The organism is Streptomyces sp. NPDC059917 (assembly GCF_042730635.1).
Taxonomy (GTDB): Bacteria; Actinomycetota; Actinomycetes; order Streptomycetales; family Streptomycetaceae; genus Streptomyces.
Genome location: NZ_JBHWLC010000001.1, coordinates 194,208 through 212,444 on the forward strand (window position 1 = coordinate 194,208; position 18,237 = coordinate 212,444).

Sequence of the window (18,237 nt, forward strand, 5' to 3'; positions counted from 1 at the left end):
GGGGCCGGTCAGGCGGGCACGTGAGAAACGATGACGCTGTTGATGTCGTTGATTTCCTCGCCCGTGGTCGGCGTCGCGAAGTAGTTGGAAAGTCCGGCGGCCCGGAGCGCACTGAAGAATGGCTGGGATTTCCGGAGGAGGAAATACTCCGCGTTCTTCTCCAGGTCGGTGTCCGCGTCGATCTCGTCCGCCCGGCGTTCGTCCGCGTCCTTGATGGTGTTGGGCCCCACGGTGTACCGGAAATCGTGCTGCGCGCACGCTTGCCAGTCCTTCTCCGTGAGCAGGATGCTGGGTACCTTGGTGCAGCCGTTGCTGTAGAAGCTGGCCTTGACGGGATTCCCGGCCGAACTGCCGAGCACCTTCCTGCGGAGTTCGATGAAGTCGGCGCTGGGCAGCTTCGCTATCCGCTTGTACTCGGAAACCGAGAAGACCGCTCCCGGGTTCTCCTTGGACGGAGGGTCCCCCTCGAAGTCCAACTGGTTCCGCGGACCGCCGGTCGGTATCTTCAGTGACCGCCCACGAAGTTGCCCGTCCCCGCCCGATTCCCTCTTCGCGGCTTCGGCCACGGCTTCCTTGAATTCGGGTATATTGCTGAAATCTGGATCGCTTGTTTCGCCGGCCTTTGATGTCCCGTCCGGCTTCGGATCGGCACTGGGCTTTGAATCGGTACTCGGAGTCGAATCAGCGGTCGCGTCCTGTTTTGGCGGCGGAGAATTTTCTTCGCCCGGAGTGCAGGCGGACAGTGCGGCGAGTATCGCGGCGCACGCGATGATGGTGGGCAATTTCCTCATGGTTTCTTTCCTCTTGCTTCGGTGCGAGTTCGCCAATGCAGAGAATTTCAGCTCCAATGAGGACCGGCAATGACCGTTGGAAGATTTGTTGGAAATGTTCGGTGTGTTTCGCTGTGATCCTTTCGCTACTGTTTGAATGTGAGGATTCCGGATGACAGGGCGTGTTGACGGTCGTACGGTGCTCGACACCACTGCCGTTCCGGGTGGCGAGGGGCTGACCCGACGTGGTCTGCTGGGCGGCCCCGGGCAGTGGTCGTCGGATGACGTGGTGCGCCAACGGCTTGCGATCGACGTCACGGTCCTGCGCGCGCGGGACGTGACCTACGAGGAGCGGGCATTGACGGAAGTGGCCGTGCACCACGAACTCACCCACCACATGCTGGAGGTGGAGATCGAGGTCGACGGAGTCCCGGTGACCGGGTTCGGGTGCGACGGCGTGGTGTGTGCCACGCCCACGGGCTCAGTGGCTCTGGACCGCCTGGCGGGTGGTCCCGCCGTCTGGCCGGACGTGGACGCATTGATCATGGCTCCGCTGCGCGCGCACGGTTTGTTCTCAAGGCCCTTGATGGTGCCCCCGGCCTCCCGCATGGCGGTGACGCTGCAGCAGGGCAGTCGGCCGGGAGTGCTGTGGTGCGACGGTCACCGGACAGTGCCCTTGGCTGCGGGGGACCGGATAGAGGTGCGCCGCAGCGCGCGCGCCGTCCCGGTGGCCCGTCCGGGCTCGTTCTCCACGGTGTGAGTCGCTGTTCGTCGTTGTGGCATGGCGGCGCGAGCAACTGGTGCAGGGCTTTGCGGGACGGTCATGGGCGGGTGTGTGCGACCGCTGGCTGTCCGGCGTCGCGCTGCGGATACCCCATATGCCCGGCACAGCTCGATGATCACCGATCGGCAGTCCCTAGGACGAGGCAATCGTGTCGTTCGCTGACGCGCGGGACATGCCAGGGACCCGGCAGCGGGAGGAATCCACGACGTACCTCCTGCTCCGGGTCTCCTATGGCGATGGCCGGAAGAACACAACCGCCCGCCGTCAGGCGGCTTCCACGGGCAGGTCGGCCGTCTCTCCGAGTGCCCCTTCGTCACCTGTGCCCGCACCGGCGCTCGCCCCCGCGCTCCAGGCGATGACTTCGGCCTGTGGATCCACGTCGTTGATCGTGCCGTACACGGACCGCACGATTCCCTCCCCGGTCGCGATCCACGACTGGTCCGGGGAGGAGTCGACCTCGGCGGTCAGTTTGCCGTCCTCCGTGACGATCGTCAGATCGACCGTCGCGTAACCGGCCATCCCGAACCATCCGCTGCTCGGCTTGAACAGGGTGGTCAGGAGCCCCTGTTCCCAGACGTTGGCGCTGTCACCCGCCGGGATCCTGATGGAGCCCTTCTTGAACGCCTCCACCAGTTCGAGCGCCACCTCCGCCGATCGCGTGCCGGTGCTCGCGGTTCCCGACAGCAGCCCCGCCGCCAGCTTGAGGAGCCGGGTCAGGTCGCCGAACGTGCTCGCCGCGGTGGGAAGCTCCATGCCCGAAACGAGCGCGATCTCGTTGACCCCGAGGGCGAACAGAGCCGTATCGGTGACTACGTCGGCGATCAGCCAGCCCTTGTCGAGCGTCGGCATGACGTAGATGTTCTGGGAGCAGTGGTTGCTCAGATATACCCTCTGATGCGTTCCGAACGGCATGATCACGCCTCTCGCGATCCTTCTCCCTCACGACCCCGCCACGGAGGTCCCGGGCGACGGCAGGGAGTAGGGCGAGTCTCCGCCCCTGCGGCGCGCTTGCTGAAGGGATTTGTGCAAGGTCGAGCGCTCGTGCCTTCCCGTTTGTCCGGGGCGCGCGTCCTCCCGGATACGGATGTGATCGATTGCATCGCCGGCGGCGGCTGCCCGAACCAGGAGGCGGCGGAGGGCGAGAGCCGGTCTCTGCGCATGGCGACGCCGATCAGCACATCGTCCGGCACGGTGGCGCCGCCCGGAAGGACCGTGTGGTTGCCGATGAAGCTGCCCCGCCCGATGGTCAGCGGAGCCAGCGACACCCGGCCGCCCGCGATCCTCGGGCCACCGAGGCAGATGCCGTCCGCCAGGAGGGTTCCGGTGCCGATCGTGACCAGCTCGGGGACCACGTCGACGATCGTGCCGATGGCGCAGTCGGAGCCGATGCGCATCCCCGCGGCCCTCAGCCAGCCGGGCCACAGCAGCGTCCCACCGAGCCGTTTCCCGGCATGGTCCACCAGCCCCGACTTGAGCCGGACCCGGATGTAGTCCCGGCTCCACCGGCTGATCACCCCCGGTTCGACCGTGCCGAGCGACCGCGCGGCCAGCGCTGCGAGGACCACGGAGGAGGCCAGCGCGAGGCATACGGCGCTGGCGGCCCACACGATCAGTGGCAGGTATCGCAGCGGGTGTTCCACGACGAGCGGCACGTCCGCGAGGGCGAGGCCGCTTCCTCCGACGAACAGCAGGCCCAGCACGCCGTACGGAAGGGCTAGGACCCCGCGCATGACGGCTTGGCTCAGTACCAGCGCGGCTCCGTGGGCCCTGGGCGAGAGTTCCCTGCCGTCACGCGTGAGTTCCGGCACCGGTGGCGCGGCCCCGCGGCCCCGCGCCGGGACCCCGTGGGCCAGTGCGCCGTCGGGCAGCCACGCGCCCGCGGGAAGCGAGGACAGCGCGCTCACCCGCGCTCCGCGGCCCACGCGGGACCCCGGCCCGACACCCGAGCGGACGTCCAGGACCGCGCCGGCGCCCAGGGCGACCGGGCCCACCACCAGGTGGCCGCGGTCCAGGTCCACCAGGCGGACCGTCGCGCCCTGGCCGAGCGTCACGTCGTCCCCCACGTCGAGGAGGTCCCAGCCGCCCCGAGTCAGGTCGACCCCGCAGTGGATGTGCACGCGTTGCCCGATTCTTGCTCCCAGCACGCGCAACGCCATGTTCTGGTACTCCGTGCCGGCGATGGACCGCCACGGCACGATCCGTACGAGCTGACGGACCATCCACATGCGCACCGCCCGCCCGCTCCGCACCGGTAGGGTCTCCGCCCGGTACGCGCCGATCAGAGCCTTCTTGGCGAGCACGGCGATCAGGATCGCGACGGGGGCCGTGAAGGGGCGCAGCAGGGACAGAGCCAGGGGGGCGAGGACCAGGGCCAGGGTGGCCCCGATGACATCGAAGAGCCGGGGGAGCAGCCACCCCATGGACAGGTAGGCCGGTGCGGACAGGACCACGAGCTCCGCGATCAGCCACGTGCCCGGGGCCGCGGTCGTGGCGCGGGCCCGTCCGGCCCGTCCGGACGCGGGAACGCCGAGGACGTCCGGGCAGTCGGCCGTGGCCGTGCTCCTGGCCCGAGCGGCCCGCTCACGTGCGCGCGACGCCTGCCGTTCCCGCGCGGTGCGGGCCAGGTCGCTGACGTTCCGGTCCTGGTACACGTCGCGCACGACGAGCGATGCGGTCGCCGGGTCGGTGCGAAGCCGGGATGTCAACATCGCGGCGTGCAGCGACGTACCGCCGAGGTCGGTGAAGAAGTCCGCATGAAGACCGACGTGCGGCAGGCCCAGCACGGCGCGCATCGCGTCCGAGACCAACTCGTCGATCCGATCGCCCCGCAACTCGACCTGTGCGTCCATGTGTCCGTGAGGGACGTTCGCCCCGTAGCCGTTCACCACGCGGCGGCCGACCGACCAGGCCTCGGCGATGTCCGCGGGCAGCGCCTCGCCACCGACGCGGAGCAGCCTCAGGCCGGGCAGTTCCCCGCTCGGTGAGGAGCAGCCCATCGAGCGCAGCAGGGTCGGCGTCGGGCAGAGGACGGTGATGGCCTCCGCGCGCAGCCAGGGAACCAGGTCGGGACCCGAGCGGGCGACGTCGTCGTCGATGACGACCAGCGTCGCCCCGGAGGCGAGCGCCATCCAGGTCTCTTCGACCGACGAGTCGTAGGCGCTGGAGGAACTCTGCCCCACCCGGTCGCCGGGGCCCAGCCCGAACTCCGTGACGTCGGACCGGATCAGGCCGAGGATGCTCCGGTGCGCGATCACCGAGCTCTGGGGAGTCCCGGTCGTTGCCGAGGTGTGGACGACGTAGGCCGGGGCCCAGGGGTCCGCCGGGTCGGGCAGTTCCACGGCAACGGAGGGCACCGGCTGGTCCGTGCGCAGGACCAGACCCTCGAACCCGGCTCGTCGCAGGCGCCGTTCACCATCCAGGTCGGTGAGCACGGCGGCGACGGCGGAAGCCCGCAGCACCGTGAGCAACCGTTCGTGGGGGAACGCCGCATCCAAGCACATCTGTGCGGATCCGGCGCGCAGGACGGCGAGCTGGGAGGCGCAGAGCATGCCCGTGGTCCTGCTCAACAGGACGGCGACCACCTGGCCGTGCCCCACCAGGGCGACGACGACCCGTGCCAGCTCGTCGACGTCCGCCTTCAGCTGAGCGTACGTCACCAGTTGCCGGCCGCGGCCCGGGGCAGGGGGCAGATCGAGGGCGACCGCGTGCGGCTGTCGGATGGCCGCTTCGTCGAACAGCCCGGGAAGCCATGCCGCGGGACCGGGCGAGGTCGACGGGGCCGTCGCGGTCACGACTGCGGCAGGCCGTCCACGGACGGTGCCGCGTGGCCGTCCGGGTCCTGGTGGAGGGCCCGCAGGTGGGGGGCTGCCCAGGGCCACAGTCGCTCCCGTTCCGCCGGATGCGCCGCGGCGAATCCCGCGATGCGGCCGGTGCACCAGGCCGTGGCGCAGCGGCATGCGAAGGGTTCCGCGAGGTGGGCCTCGGTGGTGTTGTAGTGGAACGTGATCTCTTCGCCCGCCCGGATGTCGGTGGAGGCGAAGACCTCCTGCTGGTGGATCCGTACGTTGGGCTCGCAGCTGTGGTTCATGTACCGCCAGAAGTAGGTGTCGATGATCACGTCCTCGGGGCAGTCGCGGGGCAGGTCGAGGTGACGATGGGTGTCGATCTGTATGGAGTACCGGCTCGGGACGTCGGTCGGTTCACCGTCGATGGCGAAGAGGCGGGCCCCGGCCGGCACGGGGGCGCACGCGATCAGGCGGTACTGGCCGTCGGACCGGAGCACTCCCATGCGCGCCTGTCCGGGCGGAGTGAGGACGGCTTCGTTCGTATCGATGGTCATCTCTTCGTTTCCTCGGGTGTGGTCGGCGTCGCGCCGGGTCGGGGTGGGGAGGCCGGGACGGCCCCCGTTGACCAGCCAACCGGGAGGCCGCGCGGGTGCCTAGAGACGGAGGGGGTGCCTCAGGGTGCCTCTCCCGGGCGCGCCCCACCCGGTGCCACGGCGGCGTCGGTCGGGCCGTGTGCCGCGGGGAAGTCCCGCCGGGAGGTGACCCCGAACTTCCGGAGCGCCGTGGAGACGTACTCCTCCACGGTCCGCCGGGACAGGTGCAACGCCTCCGCGATCTCGCGGTTCGTCCGGCCCAGGGCCGCGAGCTGGGCCACGTCTCCCACCCGGAGGGACAGGTCGCAGCCGCAGTGGCGGTGGCCGCGGGCCGACGCGGGACTCAGCCCCTGACCGCGCAGCAGGGCCCGGCACCGGGAGGAGTCCCAGCGGGCGCCGACCGCGTCGAACGTCACCATGGCGCTCTTGATCTCGGACGCCCCCGAACGGCCGGTGGCGAATCGACACCGGCCCACCCCTTCGAGGGCCAGCGCGGCATCGTAGGGACGTGGCAGGGCGGTGTACCGGTCGGCCGCCACCCGGTAGTGCTCGGCGGCGCCCGCCCCGTCGCCCATGGCCTCGGCCAACCGTCCCCGGCAGTCGGCCACCACGGCCGCGGACAGCGGCATGGTCCGGTGGACCGTTCCGGAGGCGAGCTCCTCGATGAACGCCGCCGCGCGGACGGGGTCGTGCCGTCCGAGGATCTCAGTGATGACGGGTGCGAGTTCTACTCCTCCCCACCACATGCCCCGGCACCTCACCCCGGTCAATTCACGGTGCACCACGGCGAGGGCCTCCGCTTCCTCGCCCCGCGAGATGAGCAACCGGGCCAGCGCGGCGGCGGCCTGGGGCCGGAAGCCCGCTGCGGCGTCCATTGCCTCGGCCCGCAGCGCCTTCCGCAGCGAGCTCTCTGCCGCTACGAGGTCACCGTGGGCCAGCGCGAGCCGGCCCGACAGCACGGCCAAGGCGGTGCCCGAAACCGAACGGGCGGACGGTGCTGCCGCACCCGCCCCACCCCCCGCACCGGTTCGGCCGATCTCGGCATCGAGGGCGGCCCATTGACCGGTGTGCCAGTCCAGGGCCATCTTCGTCACGGTGAACTCGGCGCTTACACGGGGCCAGGAGATGCCCGCAAGTCGACGGGCCCGGCCGAGGAGTTCCACCGCCCGTAGGTACTGGCCGCGGTCGATCGCCTCTCGGGCGAGCCTGCACCAGCTCATGGCCAGGATCGCGGCCGCCTCCGCGGACCGGCCGGCCGACGGGGCGTGCGCGCCGTCGCTTCCGTCCGCGTCGGCCCAGTCAGCCCTCCCGGCCCGGTGCGGAAGGGCGAGCGCCGCGAGCGCGTCGACGGCCTGCCCGAACGGCAGAGGTGCCGCGCCCCCGCGGCCGTGCTGGGACGGAGGGGACGGCCGTTGTGGTCCACCGCGGTTGCCCTTCGCCGACCGCGCCCTGTGGCACGTGCCGCCCAGCCGCTTCTGATGCACTGGCTGCATGATGTGGAACCTCACTCCGGTGAAATGTGTGCCAGTTCGCCGATGACGCCTTCGGCCCAAGAAGTGCATGTGGAGCCCCCCTCGGTCGCGCCTATCCAATATGGGCGATCCGTGCGGGCCCGTGGGATACCTGTCCGAGAATGATGAATCGCCGTCCCGGCTGGGCGCCCGCTGTGGGAAACGCGCAAGAGGCCCGCCTGGCGGGCCGGGATTAACGCGACGGCACCGTGCCGTCGGCGCGCACCGGGCGAGACACGGGTAGGCACCTGGGCAGAGAGTGCCGTCGCTTTCTACTGTGAGTGGCAACTCGGACGTGCGGCGATCAATTTCGGACAACCTTCACGCCGAAGCAGTACGCGGTGCCACCGGATACGAAGAGAGTGCGTAAACCATGCCCGGACAGATTCTGTAGCTCACGGAGCGGGCCGCCGCGACCCATGCTGCCTTCTCACAGAAGAACCCGACACGAGGTAGACATTGAACCCCCACAGCCATGACTTACCCGCACGTGTCTTCCTGCCCACCGCCGAGGCGATCCTCGAGGTGATCCCATCACTGGTCGACCAAATGATCGGGCTGCTCCAGCATGAAGAAGGACCGGGAACCGACGTGCCGTTGCGGGGATCCACCGAGCAGCGGCGCCACGTGGTGGAACGTTCCCTGGCCATCGCCCTCGGCACGCTGATGGAGACCGTCCCGGGCAGGGCGACGAGCGCGAACACGAGCCTGAGAGCCGTCGTCGACCGTGCCCAAACGGCCACGGGCGTGCCGGATGCCGGGGGCCCGGAGCCGGAGCGCGCGAGGCAGCGGCTGTTCGAGAAGGTCGTCAGCGAAGTCCCCGCGTCCGTGGAGGACCTCGCGACCCTGAGCCGCGGCACCGCTTGGTCCTCGCTGCCGCGACGGGTCCGGCCGGTCGTGCTGGCGGCCGGACGTCCCGTACCGCGGGCTCTCCCCCTCAACACGTTGTGGGGCGTCCACGACCACTCCCCGTGCGGCTTGATACCGGATCCCACGCCGGAGACCGAACGCGCGTTGCCCGCCGTGCTGGAGGGGTACGGCGCCGCCATCGGGCCGCTTGTGCCCCTCACCGACGCGGGCGCCGCCGCACGCTGGACGCACAGTCTGCTGCACTTGGGTCAGGAGGCCCCCGGAAGGAGAGGGGCGGTCCGAGTGGAGGACCATTTGACGACCCTGCTCCTGATGCAGGACGACCGGCTGTCCGGGGTGCTGGCGCAGCGGTGGATGACGCGGATGGACGGGATGCCGGCCCAGCGCCGCGAACGGGTCAGTTCGACCCTTCTGGCCTGGCTGCAAGAGGGCGGCGCCCGCCAGGCGGCCCGGGTGCTGAACGTTCATCCCCAGACGGTCCGGTACCGGATACGCCAAGCCGAGGGAGCTTTCGGCGCCGCGCTGTACGATGCCCGCTCCCGGCTGGAGCTGGAGCTGGCGCTGAGCTATCAGAGCCTGGTCGAGCGCTCCGAACGCCCGCGTGTCCTCGGTCGGACCCACACCGTGCGCGGCGCGGGCGCGACCGTCCTGGGCGGTCGCGCCCTGGGCATCTGAAGCACCAGGACCGGCAGCCGACCCTGCGGCTCCCGACCCTGGCGTCCGGGGCCGCGTTTCCACGAGATGCCGTGCCGAGGCACCTGGCCCATGCTGGAAGGGGCGGGTCCCTGCGTGACGTGCTGCCGCGCGGCCCCTTCCGGGCCCCGCCCGGTCACCGCGCCGCAGAGGCATACGAAGGCGCCTGCCGAGGCCTTCGGGACAGGGGTGCAGCGGTGCAACAGAGCCGAGCGCAGCATCCCCTGGCCGTGCTCCGTATGGCCCTCGGCCTCTCCCACGGGCAGTACGCCCAGCTGGTCGCCGACGCGCACGCGGCCCTGGGCTACGGGCGGGTCCTCGCCCGGCGAGAAAAGGTGGCCCGGTGGGAGGGCGGCCGGGCCGTTCCCACGCCCACCGCACAACTGGCGATCGCCCGCATCCACGGGGTGGACGAGCACGAGGTGACGCGGCTGGGCTGGCCGCACTGGTTGCTGCTGGGCACGGACGACGCGGTGCTGCTTGACGGGACGTGGGGACCGGCGGCCGCGGCACGGGCCGCCCACGCCACGGCGGTGCTCGGGCACTCCCCGAGACCGGGCGGGCGGGAACCCGCGGTGACGGGGAGCGCCCTGCGCGGTCAGCTGCACTCGGCGCTGGTGGTCTTGGGCCGTCCTCCCGTCCTGTCGGGGCAGGCAGGCCGGCCCATCCCGGAGCATGCCCTGGAATGGGCGGAAACGCGGCTGCGGGCCCTGGAGGTACAGGAGTCGGGGTCGCCCGCCACCGCGCCCGTCCTGACCTACGCGGCACGTGCGGAGCACCAGCTGATCGCCGAGATGCTGGACACCGGCGGCTACGGGGCGGCCACGGCGTCCCGGCTGTTCTACCTGGGCGCCCGTGGGGCGCGACTGTGTTCCTGCCTGAGCATGTGCCTGATGCGGACGGCCGACGCGGAGCGCTACGCCCTGAGCGCCCTGCGCTGCGCCGTCACGGCCGGATCGGGACGGCAGGCGGTCGCGGCGCTGGCCACCCTCGGCGGCATCCACGCCGCGCGGGGTGATCCCCGCGACGCGTTGCTGACCATCGAGGCGGCACGGCAGATCCCGGAATCGGCCGCCTCGACGCAGGTGCTGGACGCCTGGGACGCGCTCGCCCAGGCACGCCTCGCTGACGGCCGCGGAGCCTTGAGGGCGCTGTGGGCGGCCGAGCGCGCGGTGGACAGGGCCGCGCCGCCGGAAGCGGACTCCGGCACGGACCGGGAAGTGGTCTCCCCGCCAGGCCTGGACGCCATGCGGGTCGCCCTGTGTTCGGGCCTGCGCTGGCTGGAGCAGGACCAACCCCGTTGGGCGTTGGCGGACTTCGTCCTCATGACCCGGGACCGCCCTCACCGGGGCGGTTCCTCGCCCTTCGCCCCAGGTGTGCTCCTGTACGTCACGGAGGCGCAATTGTCGGCCGGTGAGCTGGACACGGCCGTGCACAGCGCCCACCGGGCCATCGCCCTGGCAGGTTCGCTGCCCGTGACCCTCGCCCAGGAGTTCCGTCGCCTCTTCGCCCCCTACCGCGACGACCGCCGGGTACGGGACGTCCTGGAGATCCTGCCCCGCTGCCAGCCCGAGGCCGCAGTGCCGTCACAGGCCCCCGGCTGACGGCTCGCGGGCGGTCGGGGGTGGCCGGAGCGAGGCACAGGCGAGGCACACCCCCCTTGAGCCAGGCCCCGGCCTGCGGTTTCCTGGAGACCCAGCCCGCACGGCACGGCCCGGTGCACGGGCACCCGGCGAGAGAAGCGGACACCGTGGCGGTACTGGCATGCCCTGCACTGAGAGTGATGATCGTCGACGACGAGGAGCTGTTGCGGTCGGGGCTGGAACAGATCCTCGGAGCCGCGCCGGACCTACGGGTGGTCGGTACGTGCCAGGGCGGTGAAGCGGTGGACCGGGTCCGTGCGCTGCGCCCCGACGTGGTGCTGCTTGATGTGCGCATGCCCGACGTGGACGGTCTGACCGTACTGCGGTCGTTGCGGTCGCTGCCCGAACCGCCGCAGGTCGCGATGCTGACCACCTTCGACCGGGACGAGTACCTCTTCCAGGCGATGTCCGACGGCGCGTCCGGTTTCCTGCTCAAGGACACCGCGCCCCGGGCCCTGATCCGGGCGGTGCGCGCGCTGGGAACCGGCAGCGGATGCCTGTCCGTGCCCGTCGTACGGCGGCTGCGTCAGACAGGGGTGCGGACGGACACGGCGGCGGCGCGCGCCCTGGGCGGGCTGTCGGAGCGCGAGGGGGAGGTGCTGGGGCTGCTCGCGGAAGGACTGTCGAACGCCGCGATCGCGCAGGAGCTGTACCTGGCCACCCCGACGGTGAAGGAACACGTCAGCTCGGTGCTGTCGAAGCTGGGCGTCGACAACCGCCTGCAGGCGGCCGTGCTGGCCACTCGGGCCTCCTGGGCGGAGGCCGGGGGGACGGGCGGATGAGGCCCCCGAAGCCGTCGGTGTGGCGCTGGCCCGACCACTGGTTCTTCATACCGCGCACGGCCGGCGCGCGCTGGTCGGGTGACCTGGTCCTGGCCGCGGCCGTCGTGGCGGACGCCTGGCCGCACCTGTCCGTCCACGCCTGGGCGCCGAACACCCCCGACCACCACCACCTCTTCGTGTTCCTCGTGCTCCTCGTGTCCCTCGTGGCGGTGCGGATCCGTCACGAGCGGCCGCTGCCCGCCTTCCTCCTCACCCTGCCGGGGCTGTGCGCCGGTCAGGAACTTGCCGCCAGCGGCATCGTCCTGTGCGCCCTCGCCCGGCGCCGCCCGGACCGCCGCGTGCTGGTGGCGGCGACCGCGGCGCTCGCCCTGGGCAGCCTGAGTCGCTGGCACGCCACACGGGGAGACCTGCTGGGCCTGCTGACGCCGCGGGAGCTGGTCCAGCACACCCTCTACGCCTTCCTCATCGGCGGAGCGCCGGTGGCCATCGGGCTCCTCCACCACGCCCGCCAGGACCTCACCGACCGGATCACCGAACTCGACGCCTTGCGCGAACAGGAGAGCCGGCGTCTCCAGCACGACGCGGTGAACCGCGAACGCGCACACATCAGCCGAGAGATGCACGACGTCGTTTCCCACAAGGCCGGACTGATCGCCGTACAGGCGGGCGCACTGGAACTCACCGCGCTGGACGCGGCGACCCGGAGCACCGCCCGGACGGTGCGGACCCTCGCGGTCTCCACCCTGGAGGAGCTGCGTTCGATCCTGCTCGTCCTGCGGGACGACGACGCGCGCGCCGGGGCTCCGCTCGTACCGCAGAAGAGTCTCGCCGACCTGCCGCCTCTGGTGGCGCACAGCGGGATCGATGCCGCCCTCCACATCGGTCAGGAGGTCACCGGCCTTTCGGCGGCGGCCCAGTGCACCGTCTACCGCACCGTCCAGGAGGGGCTGACCAACGCCCGCAAGCACGCTCCGGGGGCACCGGCTACCGTTCGGGTCGACGTGGACGGGTCCGGCCTGACCGCGATCATCCGCAACCCGTCCCCGGCCGGATCCCGTCGAACCCCGTTGCCGGGCGCGGGCTGGGGCCTCGTCGGCCTGCGAGAACGCGCCGCGTTGCTCGGCGGTCGCCTGGACGCCGGACCGTTGCCCGACGGCGGCTTCCAGGTCGTCCTCACCCTTCCTCGGCCGACACCCCTGCCCTGAGGGTCCTTCCCGTAGGGGACGGCCCCTTCGCCCGAGGAGTGACGGATCAGGTCATGAGCCGCAGCCCCGGGTAGTACTTGTACCCGTTCGACCTGATCATCTCCGCGGGTGAGCCGAGACCGGCCTCCTGGCGCACCCGCACGGCGAACGCGCGCGGAGCGGCGGGGGTGATGCCTTCGCCGATGCGGCACCAGTCGCTGTAGGCGGCGTACAGCAGCCCCTGCTCCACCTTCGCGCCGGAGCCGCGGGCATCCGCGCCCCGCGGCCCCGTGCGCTCGTCGGTACAGCACTCGGTGAGGAACCGGCCTATGTGGTCCTCGGTCACGGCATAGTCCTCGGTGGCGCGGCGAACGGTGTCGGGGCCCGTCAGTGGATCCCGTGTGGCGAGGTAGCACCGGGCGCCCTCGATCAGCCAGTCGAGGATTCCCGGGCCCTCGTCGCGCACGAGCTCCTGGGCGAGGTTGTCGATCTTGCGCTCGGCGGGGACCGTCCGGTCGAAGGGGATGATCCTGATCCGGCGCCAGAACGCGTGACCGCCGACGCCGACTTCGGGCCGGTGGTTCCCCAGCAGCCAGAGCGTATGGGTGGGCTCGAAGCTGAAGTGGTCCTGCCGCATGCGGCGCGCCTTGATCCGGTCGCCGCCCGTCAGGAACTTGACCCGGGACTCGTCGAACCGGTCGTTCGGCTTCAGCTCGCTGCACACGACCAGGCGGCGTCCGTGGAGTTCGGTGAGTTCGGTCGCGTGCTGGGCGGAGCCCTTGTCCATGAGGAAACCGGGTGGGGCGGCGTCCGCGTAATCCCCCAGGATCTGCAGCATGACGTCGAGCAGGGCCGACTTGCCGTTGGCCCCGAACCCGTACAGGAACGGCAGAACCTGGGCGCCCACGTCGCCGGTGATCGAGTATCCGAGCAGGAGGTGAAGGAAGCGGATCGTCTCTTGGCCCTTGGCGTCCTCGCCGAAGGTGTCCAGGAGGAAGCGGTGCCAGCGCGGGACGGGCATCGCCCGCGGAGCGAGGGTGGTGGCCCGCGAGTGACGGTCCGTGGCGGGGTCCGGCGCGCGCAGGGTGCCGGTGCGCAGGTCCACCACTCCCGCCGGAGTGCACAGGTCGTACTTGTGCCCGTCCAGGGAATCGGGGTCGAGGGAGAGGAGAGGGGCGGCTCGGGCCTGCAGCAGCAGGGCCTCCAGCCCCGGAGTGGACATCGTGCGCGCACGGTGCAGGTAGAGCTCGCGGTCGCTGAACTCGCCCCGCGGGTCTCTGGGAGGGATCTGCTCGGCCATGTCCCCGGCGGCCCACAGGGCGGCTTTTTCGGCGCCGGCCCGCTTCCAGCGGTACGCGTCCCAGCAGTACCACCCCAGGCCTTCGACGTGTCGGAAGCGGTGGCTGTACAGGTGCGCGAACAGCTTTGCGTTGCCCCGGTCCGACAACGTCCCGGGGAGGTAGGCGTCCCGTCGCCCGTACCGGACCGGAACGGGTGCGTCGAAGTCGGCGGCCTGCGAGGTGTTCTGGTCGCCTCTGGGATGCACGTGGTCGTCCTTGAGCGGAGTGCGGTGCGGGGATCCGGCCGAACCCGCCCGGAGCGGTCGGCCGGTTTGCGTCAGATACCGGCGGATTGTGTGATCAGCACCCAGCCGACCAGGGCCCCCACCGCGAGACCGGTCAGGAACACCGTGCCGGCGAGCGCGGGTCCGTTCGGCATGAGGACGCGCCTCCACCTGCCGTGCTCCGTCCGGGGGCGGCCGACGGCGCGTTCGGCCTGCCGAACCGCCCTCTCCAGGAAGGGTGGATCGGTGAGGGGGACCGGGATCGCGGCCCGGAGGTTGAGGTAGTCGAGCACGGGCCACCAGCCCAGGAGGGCCAGGGGAAGCTGCGATTCGAGCCGTGTGTCGGCGTGTATCACGTCCTGATAGACGTTGAAGCAGTCGGGGCAGGAATAGCAGTGGTGCAGGGAGGCCGGATCGTCGGGATGGGCCATCAGCTCCTGCACGGCCCGCCTGCAGTCGTCCGACAGGGAGATCTGGGAGAGGTACAGGGCGGCGCGTCCGGACCTCACGGCCGCCAGGGCTCCGACGCGGGCCCTGTCGATCTCATCGGTCGATGTGCCGGCGAACCGGGACACCGCGAGGGGCGCGTCCCTCTCCACGAGGGTGTGCCACAGGAGGCAGCGGGCTTCGTGGGGGATGCGCTGCCAGGCATGGGCCAGCTGTCCCCCCTCGTCGAGCGACCAGTTGGCGCCGTTGCCCACCCACTGGCGGAACTGGGGTGCGAAGCCGCCCGGGTCCCGCACGCACCGCTGGACGCCGATCGTCCGTACCAGGTCGAGGAGCTGGAGCCGGATGCAACCGGTCAGGCGGTCCGTCGTGACATCACCGCTCACCATCCGGTGCAGCAGCTGGGTGAAGGCCTGGCTGGTGAGTTCGAAGGCGTCCAGGGGCGTACGGCTGCAGGTCGACGCGTACCCGTGGACCGCGGGGTAGTGGCGGCGGTAGAGCAGGCGGAAGCTGTCGCACCGTCCGTGTCGTACCTGCGTCGCCAACTCGGCGTCCGAGGCGCCGACCTTCGGCTGGGATACATCTGTCGGCCAACGCATCGGTGCCTCTTCTGTCGATCACGACGGGAGTAACCAGCGGAGTCCCTCCGGGAGCGGGGCCCGGGCCCGGGGCGCTGGATGACAGGATCATTTCAAGATCGTCTGCTTCCGCTCCAGCGGGGAGGGGGTGCCTCGGCGTGCCTCGCGCCCCCCGGCGCCCGCGCGGCAACGCTCCTCTTTCCACATTCGGGGCGAGCGCTTAGTCAACCCCTGACAACTGTCTTTACACGTCTGCCCCGAACGGCGAGAGTGTGATCCCGGCCGCAAGAATCCCCAAGGGTGACCGGACATCGTTTCGGAAACTCATGCAATGTCGGCGATTCTTCGAAGGGTCTGGAATCGTGAAACGAAGGGAATCGGATACCCATTCATTCACCTTCTGCGTGCCGGCCACCAAAAGGGCGGTGAGAAGAGGTCGACGGCGTGTCGTCGACATCGCGCGGATCGAGGGATATCCACTCGATGTGGAATCGATGTCCTGTCTCGCCCTGCTCACCGGCGAGGTCATCGCGAACGCGGTTCTCCACACGGCTGATGCCTGTGTGGTCACCATCGCGTGGAACGGCCGCCGGGTGCGCGTCGAAGTAACTGACACGCAGCCGGTCGACGAGATCCCCGAAGGAGCCGGAACGGATGGGGAGAACGGGCGAGGCCTGCTGATCCTGAATTCACTGGCAGCTGCCTGGGGGAGACGGGCAGCGGCACCGGGAAAGGTCACCTGGTTCGAGATCGACCCGGACCTGGCCGGCTTCCGGTCCGACGCGGCCGGGTTCCCCGGTGGAACCCCCTGAACTTCCTCCTACCCGGAGGGAAGGCCGAGACCTCCTCGCGCACGGTCACGCGCAGAACGGAGGGGGCATCGGCGGCGACCGCTCCTCTTCGCCCTCTCCAGGCGACGAGGAGGGTGACGCGCCACGGTGCGCCCTGGTCAGGGCGAATGTCCCGGGGCGCACCGATCCGGGCACCAGACATCTGTCCCGCAGGGGCTGCCGGGGCACGGCGCCGGACGCGCCGTGCCACACGAGGAGGAGACGGTGTTGTTCCAAGGTCGTAGTTCCGGTTTCGGAAGGGCCGCGACGGGCAAGGCGGGCGAGTCCGCCGCAGTGAGCCGCGCATCGGTCCTGTCCCGCCCCCTGGTGACATCGGGGGTCCTGGTCGGACTGGCTGCGACGGTCGCCACGCTGGCGTACCCCGTGGTCCCGTTCGCCGAATCCCGCGAAGGGTTCGGCGTCGTCTCCGCGACGACGGACGATGGCCGCGGCGTCATCAACACGTCCTCCGGCCCTCTCACACCGGCGGACCGGGACTTCCTGAAGAAGGTCCGGCTGGCCGGTCTCTGGGAGCTCCCGTCGGGGACCATGGCGCAGGTCCAGACGCAGAACGCCGCCGTACGGACCGCGGGCAAGCACCTGATCGACGGGCACAAGCTGCTCGACCGGGACGTGGTGCAGGTCGCCCAGAACCTCGGGGTGGCCCTGCCCAACGAGCCCAACTCCCAGCAACAGGGCTGGCTGGCCCAGCTGAAGAGCTCCCGCGACGGAGCGTTCGACGAAAACTTCGCCAACCTGCTGCGCAACGCGCACGGCAAGGTGTTCCCCCTGGTCGCCGAGACCCGCAGCAAGACCCAGAACCAGCTCGTGCGCGCGCTGGCCGACCGTGCCAACTACGTGGTCCTCGACCACATGGGGATGCTGGAGCAGACCGGGAGGGTCGACTTCAATGCCCTCACCCGCTGACACGGGCTGATCGCCGGCTCATGGACGACGTACTCGCACCGGTCCGCGCCCCGGAGAACGGCGTGGTCTCCCGTGCCGCGACGGCCGGGCCGGGGGCCTTCCTCCACCAGGCTCCCCACCCCGAGGTGACCAGGCGCCTGCCGGCCCCGGCCCGGCCCGCCGGGACGGCGCCGTCCGCGGAGCAAGCGGCCGGGAGCGGTGGCCCGGGGGTGTCCGAGGCCGTCTACTGGCTTTTTCACGTGAAACAGCTAGTCCACCGTACGGAGGCCCTGCGCGAGCGGGTGGAACTCCTCGACGGCGCACGCGGCTGGGACCCCTCGGAGGCCAGTGGCACCGGAGCGCGCTACGGCGCCGATCTGCTCGCCGCCGCCATCCAGGATTCGGCGCCACCGCCGAGCGCGGGTCACCGACCCCGTCCGCAGTCGGCCGCGGTCAGCGCCATCGCCTGGGCCCATGCCGTGTGCGGGGTACGGGCCGAAGCCGCCCTCTCGGCTGAACGGGCGACCGCGACGGCGGCGTCCTTCCCCTCCCTGGCGGAGGCGCTCACCGAGCTGGCCGAGGCCTGTGGCGAGGTCTTCCGGCAGATGGCCGCCGCCGAGTGCTTCACCTCATGGTCCACGACGCTGGACCCCCTCTACCGGGCCTGGCTCTCCGGGAGCCTCTCGTCGATGCCCGCTCCTCCTCCCTACTTTCCCGACCGGACCGGTCTCTACCGGGCCCGACCGGCTCTGGCGAGGGAGTGGGAGCAGGGAGATGACTGGGGCCCGGCGGGCGGTGGTCTGCCGCAGGGGAGCCTCGAGCGCTATGTCCCCGATACCCAGGGCGATCCGTGGGCCCTCATCCTCGCCGCTCCAGGGTACGCCGCCGACCCCCGCGACTGGCCCGAGCCGTCGGCGGTGCTCATCGCCGCCAACGCCTCGGCCCAAGAGACGCGTTGCTACCTGCTGGCGGAGGAGGTCGTGGCCGTGCACATGCTGCCCCTCATCGGCCGCGGACGCGGGCGGGACCAACTGGAGGACGTGGCCGCCGCGGTCTGGCTGCCGGGCGGACAGCGGGATGCCGAGGTCCGTTCCCCGCTCGGCTCGGGCCCCGGGGCACTCACTCCGGCAGCTCCGTGGGGGCTGCCCCGGGAGCCCTGGGGCAGTGGTCCCCGTCGACCCGGAGGCTACGGGTGACGTGAGGACGGCCCGTCCGGACGCACCAGTCAGCCCACTGCCACAGAGCCCTCCGAACCGGCGGACGGCGGGGAGTGAACATGCCACAAGGGAGTCCGCAT

At 71.0% G+C, this 18,237-nt stretch carries 15 protein-coding genes; 8 read left to right on the forward strand and 7 right to left on the reverse strand.

What is annotated here, in order from left to right:
• Window positions 1-8: 8 nt before the first annotated feature.
• Window positions 9-782, reverse strand: coding sequence for a hypothetical protein (locus ACFWAR_RS01015; RefSeq protein ID WP_385772131.1), 774 nt, complete (start codon window positions 780-782; stop codon window positions 9-11).
• A gap of 160 nt (window positions 783-942) precedes the next feature.
• On the opposite strand from ACFWAR_RS01015, the gene ACFWAR_RS01020 reads away from it, so the two are divergent.
• Window positions 943-1,530, forward strand: a complete 588-nt coding sequence (locus ACFWAR_RS01020; protein ID WP_385772132.1) for a hypothetical protein — start codon at window positions 943-945, stop codon at window positions 1,528-1,530.
• Between the two features lie 288 nt (window positions 1,531-1,818).
• Here the strand turns inward: ACFWAR_RS01020 and ACFWAR_RS01025 are convergent, their stop codons facing one another.
• The 4 genes from ACFWAR_RS01025 to ACFWAR_RS01040 all read right to left on the reverse strand — a co-directional run bounded on the left by ACFWAR_RS01025 (window position 1,819) and on the right by ACFWAR_RS01040 (window position 7,425).
• Window positions 1,819-2,403: a hypothetical protein gene (locus ACFWAR_RS01025; RefSeq protein WP_385772133.1), complete on the reverse strand. Its 585-nt coding sequence runs from the start codon at window positions 2,401-2,403 to the stop codon at window positions 1,819-1,821.
• Between the two features lie 65 nt (window positions 2,404-2,468).
• Window positions 2,469-5,432, reverse strand: coding sequence for an AMP-binding protein (locus ACFWAR_RS01030; protein WP_385772134.1), 2,964 nt, complete (start codon window positions 5,430-5,432; stop codon window positions 2,469-2,471).
• Window positions 5,342-5,893, reverse strand: a complete 552-nt coding sequence (locus ACFWAR_RS01035) for an SET domain-containing protein-lysine N-methyltransferase (protein ID WP_385772135.1) — start codon at window positions 5,891-5,893, stop codon at window positions 5,342-5,344. The genes ACFWAR_RS01030 and ACFWAR_RS01035 overlap by 91 nt, the downstream gene beginning before the upstream one ends.
• Before the next feature lie 119 nt (window positions 5,894-6,012).
• The gene (locus ACFWAR_RS01040; protein WP_385772136.1) at window positions 6,013-7,425 is read right to left on the reverse strand and encodes a response regulator transcription factor; all 1,413 of its coding nucleotides are present in this window, start codon (window positions 7,423-7,425) and stop codon (window positions 6,013-6,015) included.
• Window positions 7,426-8,034: 609 nt separating this feature from the next.
• Here ACFWAR_RS01040 and ACFWAR_RS01045 point away from each other — a divergent pair.
• The 4 genes from ACFWAR_RS01045 (at window position 8,035) to ACFWAR_RS01060 (ending at window position 12,636) form a co-directional block, all read left to right on the forward strand.
• Complete coding sequence (locus tag ACFWAR_RS01045) at window positions 8,035-8,988, forward strand: helix-turn-helix domain-containing protein (RefSeq protein ID WP_385772137.1); 954 nt, start codon at window positions 8,035-8,037, stop codon at window positions 8,986-8,988.
• A gap of 215 nt (window positions 8,989-9,203) precedes the next feature.
• Window positions 9,204-10,610, forward strand: a complete 1,407-nt coding sequence (locus ACFWAR_RS01050) for a helix-turn-helix domain-containing protein (RefSeq protein ID WP_385772138.1) — start codon at window positions 9,204-9,206, stop codon at window positions 10,608-10,610.
• A 179-nt stretch (window positions 10,611-10,789) separates the two neighbouring features.
• A complete protein-coding gene (locus ACFWAR_RS01055) occupies window positions 10,790-11,431 on the forward strand; it encodes a response regulator (protein WP_385772139.1) in 642 nt (213 codons plus the stop codon).
• On the forward strand, window positions 11,428-12,636 hold the full coding sequence (locus tag ACFWAR_RS01060; protein WP_385772140.1) for a sensor histidine kinase: 1,209 nt from the start codon (window positions 11,428-11,430) through the stop codon (window positions 12,634-12,636). The genes ACFWAR_RS01055 and ACFWAR_RS01060 overlap by 4 nt, the downstream gene beginning before the upstream one ends.
• Before the next feature lie 46 nt (window positions 12,637-12,682).
• Here ACFWAR_RS01060 and ACFWAR_RS01065 read toward each other — a convergent pair whose 3' ends face one another.
• Window positions 12,683-14,161 (reverse strand): phage/plasmid primase, P4 family, encoded by a 1,479-nt coding sequence (locus tag ACFWAR_RS01065; RefSeq protein ID WP_385772141.1) that lies wholly within the window; start codon window positions 14,159-14,161, stop codon window positions 12,683-12,685.
• 71 nt (window positions 14,162-14,232) lie between these two features.
• Entirely contained in the window at window positions 14,233-15,225 is a 993-nt protein-coding gene (locus ACFWAR_RS01070; RefSeq protein ID WP_385772142.1) for an RNA polymerase sigma factor, read from the reverse strand.
• 305 nt (window positions 15,226-15,530) lie between these two features.
• On the opposite strand from ACFWAR_RS01070, the gene ACFWAR_RS01075 reads away from it, so the two are divergent.
• The 3 genes from ACFWAR_RS01075 to ACFWAR_RS01085 all read left to right on the forward strand — a co-directional run bounded on the left by ACFWAR_RS01075 (window position 15,531) and on the right by ACFWAR_RS01085 (window position 18,136).
• Complete coding sequence (locus ACFWAR_RS01075; RefSeq protein WP_385772172.1) at window positions 15,531-16,016, forward strand: ATP-binding protein; 486 nt, start codon at window positions 15,531-15,533, stop codon at window positions 16,014-16,016.
• 312 nt (window positions 16,017-16,328) lie between these two features.
• A complete protein-coding gene (locus ACFWAR_RS01080) occupies window positions 16,329-16,961 on the forward strand; it encodes a DUF4142 domain-containing protein (RefSeq protein ID WP_385772143.1) in 633 nt (210 codons plus the stop codon).
• A gap of 20 nt (window positions 16,962-16,981) precedes the next feature.
• Window positions 16,982-18,136: a hypothetical protein gene (locus tag ACFWAR_RS01085; RefSeq protein WP_385772144.1), complete on the forward strand. Its 1,155-nt coding sequence runs from the start codon at window positions 16,982-16,984 to the stop codon at window positions 18,134-18,136.
• The last annotated feature ends 101 nt before the right edge of the window (window positions 18,137-18,237 follow it).